General features: G+C 42.4%; 10 protein-coding genes. 4 read left to right on the top strand and 6 right to left on the bottom strand.

All coding sequences use genetic code 11. From position 1 onward, the window contains the following. From mdh to DP116_RS19545, 5 genes are all read right to left on the bottom strand, one after another. A partial coding sequence (gene mdh / locus DP116_RS19565) for a malate dehydrogenase (protein ID WP_169156761.1) occupies positions 1-950 on the bottom strand: 950 nt, incomplete at its 3' end. Between the two features lie 19 nt (positions 951-969). After that, positions 970-1,185 carry an NAD(P)H-quinone oxidoreductase subunit O gene (locus DP116_RS19560; protein WP_169156760.1) on the bottom strand — a complete coding sequence of 72 codons (216 nt, stop codon included), beginning with the start codon at positions 1,183-1,185 and terminating at the stop codon, positions 970-972. 396 nt (positions 1,186-1,581) lie between these two features. After that, on the bottom strand, positions 1,582-2,433 hold the full coding sequence (locus tag DP116_RS19555; protein ID WP_169156759.1) for a DNA-formamidopyrimidine glycosylase: 852 nt from the start codon (positions 2,431-2,433) through the stop codon (positions 1,582-1,584). Positions 2,434-2,676: 243 nt separating this feature from the next. Further along, positions 2,677-2,889, bottom strand: coding sequence for a photosystem I reaction center subunit IV (locus tag DP116_RS19550; protein ID WP_169156758.1), 213 nt, complete (start codon positions 2,887-2,889; stop codon positions 2,677-2,679). Between the two features lie 381 nt (positions 2,890-3,270). Continuing rightward, a complete protein-coding gene (locus tag DP116_RS19545; protein ID WP_169156757.1) occupies positions 3,271-3,855 on the bottom strand; it encodes a PAP/fibrillin family protein in 585 nt (194 codons plus the stop codon). Positions 3,856-4,081: 226 nt separating this feature from the next. Here DP116_RS19545 and DP116_RS19540 point away from each other — a divergent pair, with 226 nt between their 5' ends. Next, positions 4,082-4,321: a DUF3134 domain-containing protein gene (locus tag DP116_RS19540; protein ID WP_169156756.1), complete on the top strand. Its 240-nt coding sequence runs from the start codon at positions 4,082-4,084 to the stop codon at positions 4,319-4,321. 82 nt (positions 4,322-4,403) lie between these two features. Then, entirely contained in the window at positions 4,404-5,507 is a 1,104-nt protein-coding gene (gene mraY, locus DP116_RS19535) for a phospho-N-acetylmuramoyl-pentapeptide-transferase (protein WP_169156755.1), read from the top strand. A 152-nt stretch (positions 5,508-5,659) separates the two neighbouring features. Here the strand turns inward: mraY and DP116_RS19530 are convergent, their stop codons facing one another. Then, a complete protein-coding gene (locus tag DP116_RS19530; protein WP_169156754.1) occupies positions 5,660-6,178 on the bottom strand; it encodes a MogA/MoaB family molybdenum cofactor biosynthesis protein in 519 nt (172 codons plus the stop codon). Between the two features lie 438 nt (positions 6,179-6,616). Between DP116_RS19530 and DP116_RS19525 the strand changes: the two genes are divergently transcribed. Together DP116_RS19525 and DP116_RS19520 are read left to right on the top strand one after the other, a co-directional pair. Continuing rightward, positions 6,617-8,101: an ABC transporter permease subunit gene (locus tag DP116_RS19525; RefSeq protein WP_169156753.1), complete on the top strand. Its 1,485-nt coding sequence runs from the start codon at positions 6,617-6,619 to the stop codon at positions 8,099-8,101. 185 nt (positions 8,102-8,286) lie between these two features. After that, positions 8,287-8,679 (top strand): GNAT family N-acetyltransferase (locus DP116_RS19520; protein ID WP_246275707.1); only part of this gene is annotated, 393 nt, incomplete at its 3' end.

The following is an 8,679-nucleotide window of genomic DNA, read 5'->3' as shown; positions in this document are numbered from 1 at the left end:
GCCCGGGTAATATTCTTACGTACTTCTTGCGCAGAAGTATGTAAAGCGTCCCTTTCTACATCGCTTAGTTTTAATTCCACGACTTCCTCAATTCCGCTAGATCCTAAACGAGAGGGAACACCGATAAAAATATCGTTTAAACCGTATTCACCCTGAAGATACGCCGCTACTGGCAACAGACGTGACTGATTCAGCAATATTGATTCCACCATCACGCAGGTAGAAGAGGCGGGAGTATAAAAAGCACCTCCTGTCTGCATCAGTTCTACAATTTCTGCACCACCGTTACGGGTACGTTCTACCAATCGCTCAATTGTGGCTGCATCCAGTAGTTCTGTAATCGGAATACCGTTAACAGTAGCATAACGCGGCAAGGGCACCATTAAATCTCCGTGACCGCCCAGCACCATTGCTTTAACATCAAGGGAACAAACTCCTAATTCCATCGCAATAAACGTTTCAAAGCGTGCTGAGTCTAACACACCAGCCATACCCATAATGCGATCGCCTGGCAGTCCAGTTGCTTGCCAAGCCAAATACGTCATCACATCCAAAGGATTTGTGACAATTATGTATATAGCGTCTGGAGAATAAGTCATTGCTTTGTTTGCAGCTTCCACGACAATCTTTGCATTCGTCAAAAGCAAATCATCCCGAGTCATACCCGGTTTGCGAGGAAAACCTGCTGTAATGACCACGATATCAGAACCAGATGTATCAGCGTAGTCGGTTGTGCCGATAATCCGACGATTGTGCAGTTCAATTCCCCTTGCCTCCATCAAATCAAGTGCCAGTCCTCGGGGCATACCCTCAACAACATCTAGCAACACGACATCTGCCAGATTTTTTTCAGCTATGCGTTGGGCTAAGGTACTACCAACTTTACCAGCACCGATAACGGTGACACGGGGTGAATGGCGCTTAATTGGGGAGAAAGGGGAATAGCTCATATCTGCTAATGGTTGAGTATTATTTAAATTCTTCAAGTTGATCCAGACGTAACCAAATATTTGGAGTTGGCACTTTCCCGAACTTCACAAGGGCATAGTCACCTTTGATATCTACGACTTCACCCTTGGTTTCAAACAAATAGGAAGGAAAACGAGAATCACTAGCTTGTGCTTCTAGACTGTTTTCCAGCTTCTCGCGGACAGCACGAACCATATTTCCTCTTTTTACAGCCATGAGTTTCCCTCGTGAGTGTGTAAATTGTTTTCTTCAGGATTGTAGCTCGCAGGAAGTCTTTGTAGAGCCAGGAGTTATCTCCTTCCTATTTGTGTTGGGATATGTCTTGTACATTTTTTGCGTAGATATTCAGTTGGTTTTATGGCTGCTATGTTTAGATTCCTGAAACTTCCTACTGGTAGTAGTTGATTCAGAATCCAAAATTGCAACTGCAGATGCACGCGGATGTACGCAGATAGTTTCTAGATAATTTTCTAGATCATTGTCTGCCCTCATCTACGTTTATTCAAAATTCAGAATCTAAAATCAAAATTGTATCATATTAATACATTAATTTTATACATTAGTATTTTCTATATTTAGTTGTAACTTTTTTCACTTTTACTTTTATATTGCTTATCGTTGGCACTGAACACAATAGTGGCTGGAACGCCCAGCTATCCGAATCCGTTGAATTGGTGTACCACAAACTCGACAGGGTTCTCCAGCACGGTTGTAAACCCAGGCAACACCACCGTAGTTACCGTTGACTCCCTTGACATTTAGGAAGTTACTGAACGTAGTACCACCAGCCTCGATACTGGCTTTTAGAACTTGAATGATGCAAGAGTGCAAACGCTCAATTTGCTCTGGTTGCAAATTTGTACATAAAGTTTCTGGCAAAACTCCACTCAGAAACAGCGCTTCATCAGCATAGATATTACCTAAACCCGCCACTACTGACTGATCCAGAAGTGCTGTCTTTATTGCACGGCGGCGGTTTCGCAGCTTAAGCGCTAAATACTCAACAGTAAATTCCGGTGAAAAGGGGTCAACTGCTAGTTTTCCCAAACCTGTGATAATACTTTCCGGTGCAACTCCTGGAGGCACCCACCAGATTTGACCAAAGGTACGCTGATCTACAAAGCGTAACTCGCGTTCATCTCCAAAAAAGAATCTGACTCGTGTGTGCTTGTGTAACGGTTCGTCTCGATGCAGCCACAGAAGTTGACCCGTCATTCGCAGATGAACCCCCAGCCAGCCAGCTGACAAAGCAGAGGGAGAAAAGGAGAGTTCCGCTAGGAGATATTTGCCGCGCCGATGCCAAGTTACGATGAAACTCTCTTTAATTCCAATGAACAACTCTTCTACAGAAAACGGGTGGGCAAGCGTGCGATGAAGCAACACCTGGACACCCGTAATTTCTTGGTTAAGGGTCAATTGATTCAGACCCCGCCGGACTGTTTCAACTTCAGGGAGTTCAGGCATCTTGTTTGAAAGGCACAGAATACAAGGGAATAGGGGGAGGACAGCATGACTGATGAGGCAAAGCTATAGAAGGGGAGCCATTGCGAACAAAGCGCTTCGGCTCTCCTTTGTTCACTTGCGAAGGCAAGAGGAGATAGCAACTGGCGTGCTACTCCTGTTGAGTCAAACAGATGGGGTGAGTGGGGAAGCAACAGAAGTTTCCTCCCTTTGTCACTTTCTCCCTGTTTCCCTTTGTTTTCTACCTTACTTCTTCGCCTTTGCTTTTGGAGCTTCAACTTCCAATAATTCTGCCTGAGCAAAGTTATTGGTGTTGATGCCAGAGTAGTTTACTTTCTCAAAACGGACAATGACTGGGTATTTAATACCGCTCTGGTCAATAGACGCCACGGTTCCGACATCTTGATACCAGTAGGATTCCCGGCGGAGAATACGCACTTTAGAACCACGTTGAACCATGAGTTTCTTCCCTTTAAGTTATAAATTGCCAATACACAAGGCTAATTGATTTCACTCTACAACCAGGAGGCCTCACCAAGAAGCTTTGTTAAGTTATTTATCTTGCTAAGGGCTCCCTAAGACATTACAGTGGTCACTCTAGGAGGAACTTGTACGATTAATTTTCGTCCTCTAAGGTAAATAGGGAATAAGTTGTCGGGTGCAAGAAATAGGTTACAGGGAATGGTTACAGAGGATAGCTGATAAAGATTTTAGACTCTCACCTACCACTTGTGACCTATTCCTTATTCTATAATTTTTCAAAAAAGTATGAATACCTCCTTGACAAAGTTCTTGAGATCGCATAATTTCATTGGTCGCAAGCACTTGTGTAGGAGGTTCTTATGCTCTAGTCAAAACAAACACGCTGCCCTCGTTACCTCTACCAATACGCAAATTGTTATCTATGTAGGTAATATCCAGCCAACCTGGCTGTTTATCGCTGTTCAAAGGAAAATCAATTGCGGTGAGTTTTTTGCCAACTTCAATTTGTTCAACCAAACTCTCTGGTGAGGTGTATCCTATTAAGCGTTGTAAACCGATAATAGACCGCTCAAATTTCACGTTGACGCGCCGATATGAAACTGGCTCAAATTTTGCAGCAACGCTGACTATGCCTTCAAAAAAAGGTAAGCCATAAGTTTCAGCTATATTGTAAATACTGTTAGTTTCTACGCGAATATACTGATAAATTGAACCGAGCTTGTACAAGGGTAAATTGTCAATGTTTAATAGAGCAATGCTTGTGGTATATATTAATCGCCAATTGCCATTGAGCAAATCTGTTGCTTCAATTGGAGATGGTGTAGGATTTACATCTTCCAAATTTGCAATAGCTACCAAGATAGCCTGTTTATCTTGCTCAGTTGCAAGTAGTCCCCGATTTTTACCAGCAATTGCTTCTAAAAGAGACGCTTTTCTTAGCATTGTTTTTCACCTCAAAAAACATCATTCAGTTCCAAAAATATTGATTAACTATGTATAGTGCCATACCGATAACTATTAGGGTTTCACGTTTTCCTGTATCAATCATAAATAAAAAATTTTTTGTCGGATTTTTAAGCTAAGAGTTGAATTAACAAGTAAATAGTGCTGTATCAAGTGATAGACTCTTAGTGTCTAGCTACCTTCCCCTTATATTGTCTTCGTTGATATGCTAAATTCTCCATTGCGTGAAGTACCCCGAAACCAGCGGGCGTCTGTTATTCCATTAAAGCAAGAGTCCTCGCTGCTTGACTGGTTGAAATCAGGTGGTCGTCTCATAGCCCGTGATGTTCACGAGCCTGATTTTCTAGACGACGAAGAAGAGATAACAGAGTTTTTGAGTACTGAGGACGGAATTGGCGAATATGACTTTGATGACGACGATGATTCTGCTCCAGATGAGGAGTAAATAATCTGGGCTGAAGGTATATTACTGGCACAACTCGTCCCTATTGTTTAGTTTTGCAAGTGTGGAGTGAAGGGAAGTTTCCGTGGACGCAAAATTATCTCCTAACCAAGGGTTAAAGATCATTAATGGCATAGGTCTGGTCTCTCTACTGGGTGTAGGTCTGGGTGTATCAGCACTAGTGTTAGATGGAATAGCGAATAGATTGCCTTGGCAAGGTGTGTCGTTAACCTTGCCATTTTTGTTCTGTGCACTCGCTTCAGCCGCAGTCGGTTTTTGGGTAGTACCACTACTGCAAGCACTGAAAACGGGGCAAATCATCCGTGAGGATGGTCCCCAGGCTCATCTAAAAAAAGCAGGTACTCCAACGATGGGGGGCATATTCTTTGTTCCTGTGGCAGTGATAACTGCCTGTGTGTGGTCTCACTTTGCAATAGAGGTACTTGCAGTTTCTGCTTTGACCTTAAGCTATGGATTGATTGGCTGGATAGATGACTGGCAAATTCTGCGCCGTAAATCTAATAAAGGTATATCTCCCCGGATGAAACTAGCTTTGCAAATCGGTTTTGCACTAGCGTTCTGTCTGTGGCTAATTTTTACTCAACCTTTTGACATTACGAATATTGCTTTGCCTTTGGGTTTTTCTCTACCCCTGGGATTACTATTTTGGCCCTTAGCGGGCTTTGTACTGGTGGCAGAAAGTAACGCCACTAACCTGACTGATGGTATTGATGGCTTGGCTGCAGGAACGGTGGCGATCGCATTACTAGCATTAGGTGCCCTCAGCGCCCCCTCCTCAATTGGATTGATGGTTTTCTGTGCTTGTATGAGTGGCAGTTGCATAGGGTTCTTGGCTCATAACCGTAACCCAGCCCGTGTTTTTATGGGAGACACTGGTTCCTTGGCTTTAGGAGGCGCTTTAGCCGCAGTGGGCTTGCTGACTAACAGTTTAGTCGCACTGTTCATTCTCAGCGGAATCTTCTTTGTGGAAACCCTTTCAGTAATGGCGCAGGTTAGCTACTACAAAGCTACCAAAGGTTCTGATGGCAAAGGCAAGCGTTTGTTCAAGATGGCACCATTACACCATCACCTGGAACTCTCTGGTTGGTCAGAACTGCAAGTTGTTGCGGTCTTCTACATAGTCAGTGCAATTTTGGCTGTCATCAGCTTGACCCTTGGTCACCTATGATGATTGCATAAATTACCTGAATGAAATATTATATCCTCCTCGACTAGAGGGGGTTATTTTTTATCAGTTATCAGTTATCAGTTATCAGTTAGCAGTATTTGTTCTCCATAACCTTGTTCACTGTTCACTGTTCACTGTTTACTGTTCACTGTTTACTGTTTACTGTTTGAATTGTGCAACTGTCCAACTAAATGAACAAGTTCTGGCAAAATAAGTTTTTCCATTGCCAGTCGTACTGCATTGCTGGAGCCTGGAAGGGAAAAGATGAGTTTTTGCTTGTAGACACCAGCTACAGACCGAGATGCCATCGCTCGTGAACCAATTTCTTGGTAACTTAAAAAGCGGAACAACTCACCAAACCCAGGGAGGGTTTTTTCCAGCAATTTAATAATTGTATCATATGTGGTATCTCTCGGTGCAATACCTGTACCACCATTGAAAATCACGACATTCAAATTTGGATACTGACTCAGTCGTTCCATTTGGTCTTCAATCTGCACAGGTTCATCCTTGACAATCGTGTAAGCTTCTATGACATGATTGGCATTGCGGAGTAATTCTTGAATCAACTGACCACTTTTATCCGTCTGTTTTGAGCGTGTGTCGCTGACAGTTACGATAGCGCAAGTTACCGTTATGCCTGGGGAATCTGGGTGAGGGATGTGCGTCATCTGTGCATTATGTTGTGTTAATTGTTAGTTGTTAGTTATTGGTTTTTTTACTAACCACTAACTTGTAGTCCACTACAGAGATTATCATAAGTTTTAGCTGTAGAAGCGCATTCATAATTTCATGTAGATTTGGTCACATAATAATTTCTAGTATTTCTTCAAGAAGAATTGTTCAGTTTGAAGAGTTTGTCTCATCGCCGCAAACACCTGATTAATATAGAGTTTTAGATTTGACATGAATTCTTCAACAAGTACCAGCCGCAGTTACCAGTTATCAGTTATCAGTTACCAAGTTAAGGGGGGTCAAGAAATCGCTGACTCTGTTCCCTGTTTCCTGTTCCCTGTTCCCTGTTCACTGTTTACTGTTCACTGATTTCAATTGGGCTAATGATAATCTTGGAGAGTTATAAACTGTTTTCCTCAATAATTATCAAATTCATGAAAAAAAGAAAAGTATGGTTATCAACCATCCTGTTTGCACCAATATTAGTGATGAGTCTGATCACAGGTTGTAGCCATTCTCTAAACGCAGCCTCATCTTTAGGCAAAGACACACTCACGATGATAACTTCTCCAGATTATCCGCCTTATGATTTTTATGATACAAAGAAGGGTGAAAGGCAAATTGTTGGCTTTGATATAGATATTGCCAAGACTATTGCTAAAGAACTAGGATTTAAACTCCAGATCATGCAATCCGATTTTAATGGATTAATTCCTGCACTCCAAGCAAATCGGGCTGATTTTGCTATGGCTGGGATGTCTCCCACTCCAGAACGTAAGAAAAATATTGATTTTTCAATTATTTATTACCAAGCAAAAGATACAATTGTCGCTCCCAAAAATAGCAACCTAAAACAGCCCCAAGATTTAGCTTTTAAAAAAGTTGGGGTACAACTAGGGACTATCCAAGAGCAAAATGCAAAAAAAATTGCCCAAAAAGTCACAGGAATTCAGCTAAAGCAGCTCAATAAAGTAGCGGAAACCATTCAAGAAATTAAATCAGGGCGAATTGATGCAGCAATAATTGAGGATACTGTTGCGAGAGGATTCGTCCAAGCTAATCCAGAATTAGGTTTTAATGTTATTCCCTCAGAACAGAAAAGTGGATCGGCGATCGCTTTTCCTAAAGGTTCCTCCTTTGTAGAACCTTTTAATAAAGTCCTGCAACAAATGAAAGACAAAGGAGAACTAGAAAAATTAGTAACCAAATGGTTTTCCCAAACAACCGCTACCGTATCTTCACCTTCTGCTAAAGGCGGACTGAATCTAGACTTTACCAGAATTATCCCAGAGATTCCTTTTATTCTCAAAGGCATCCCTCTGACGTTGTTATTTACGCTGTTATCAGTATTTTTAGGATTAATTTGGGGTACAGTTCTCTCTCTGTGCAAAATTACTAGTATCAACCCCCTTGTCTGGGTTGCTAACGCCTATACCTCGGTATTTCGAGGCACACCTCTGCTGTTACAGTTGGCTTTGGTTTACTATGCGACACCGCAGCTGACTGGCTATAATATTTCGGCTTTAGAAGCAGGGGTGCTAACTTTTACCCTAAACTCTGGGGCTTATATGTCGGAAACTATCCGGGGTGGAATTCAAGCAGTAGATAAAGGACAAGCTGAGGCGGCGATGTCTATGGCTATTCCTTACTGGTTGATGATGTGGGACATAATTTTGCCGCAAGCATTGAAGAATATTCTACCAGCATTAGTAAATGAAACTATTGGACTATTGAAAGACTCGGCTTTGGTATCAACAATTGGTGTAGTAGAAATATTACGCAGTGCCCAAATTGTTGGTGCAAACAAGTATATTTACTTTGAGCCTCTGCTATTTGCGGGGTTAATTTACTATCTTTTAGTTATGGGTATGACTAGAAGTGCATCCGTTTTAGAAAGAAGGTTAAGACAAAGTCAGTAAAGTCGTAATTTGCACAGAATTCTTGTGCAAATCCTTTGGCAAACTCGACCTACTCAAAGATATTTTTACGGATATTCACCTTGGTGAAGTCGTTTTTTTATTTGTATCCACCCCGATAAAAAAGTATTATCCTGAACATTTCCATATAATGACAAGTTAGACGGCTACAGTATGTTTGGCTAAGCATGGAGATCATTACCAAAAGATTTTTGCTGCGCGAGTTTATTGAGGAAGATGAGCCTGCGTTTATTGCCTACCATGCCGATCCACGGTATGCGGAGTTTTGTGCGCCGGAAGAGGTAACACCTGAGTATGCACGATCGCTTCTGGGGCTTTTCGGTCAATGGGCAGTCGAACAACCACGTAGCAATTATCAGTTTGCGATCGCTCACCTCCAGAACCCGCAAGAGATATTTGGCTGCTGCGGTCTGCGCCGTGAAGGATATGGCCCTGACAAAGCGGAACTAGGGATCGAGCTAGCACCACAGTGCTGGGGTCGTTACGGCTACGCAATTGAGGTTTCTAGGGCGCTTATCGAGTTTGGGTTCCGCGATCTGGGATTGAAAGAGATTCGAGGA

It is taken from the genome of Brasilonema bromeliae SPC951 (assembly GCF_012912135.1).
Lineage (GTDB): Bacteria > Cyanobacteriota > Cyanobacteriia > Cyanobacteriales > Nostocaceae > Brasilonema > Brasilonema bromeliae.
Note: the sequence above shows the minus strand (reverse complement) of the source record. Positions and strands in the feature narration are given on the sequence as shown.

Bases quoted from the DNA above. Each gene is read 5' to 3' on its own strand.
- DP116_RS19560 (WP_169156760.1), bottom strand. From the start codon at position 1,185: ATGGCTGTAAAAAGAGGAAATATGGTTCGTGCTGTCCGCGAGAAGCTG.
- DP116_RS19555 (WP_169156759.1), bottom strand. From the start codon at position 2,433: ATGCCTGAACTCCCTGAAGTTGAAACAGTCCGGCGGGGTCTGAATCAA.
- DP116_RS19550 (WP_169156758.1), bottom strand. From the start codon at position 2,889: ATGGTTCAACGTGGTTCTAAAGTGCGTATTCTCCGCCGGGAATCCTAC.
- DP116_RS19545 (WP_169156757.1), bottom strand. From the start codon at position 3,855: ATGCTAAGAAAAGCGTCTCTTTTAGAAGCAATTGCTGGTAAAAATCGG.
- DP116_RS19540 (WP_169156756.1), top strand. From the start codon at position 4,082: ATGCTAAATTCTCCATTGCGTGAAGTACCCCGAAACCAGCGGGCGTCT.
- DP116_RS19530 (WP_169156754.1), bottom strand. From the start codon at position 6,178: ATGACGCACATCCCTCACCCAGATTCCCCAGGCATAACGGTAACTTGC.
- DP116_RS19525 (WP_169156753.1), top strand. From the start codon at position 6,617: ATGAAAAAAAGAAAAGTATGGTTATCAACCATCCTGTTTGCACCAATA.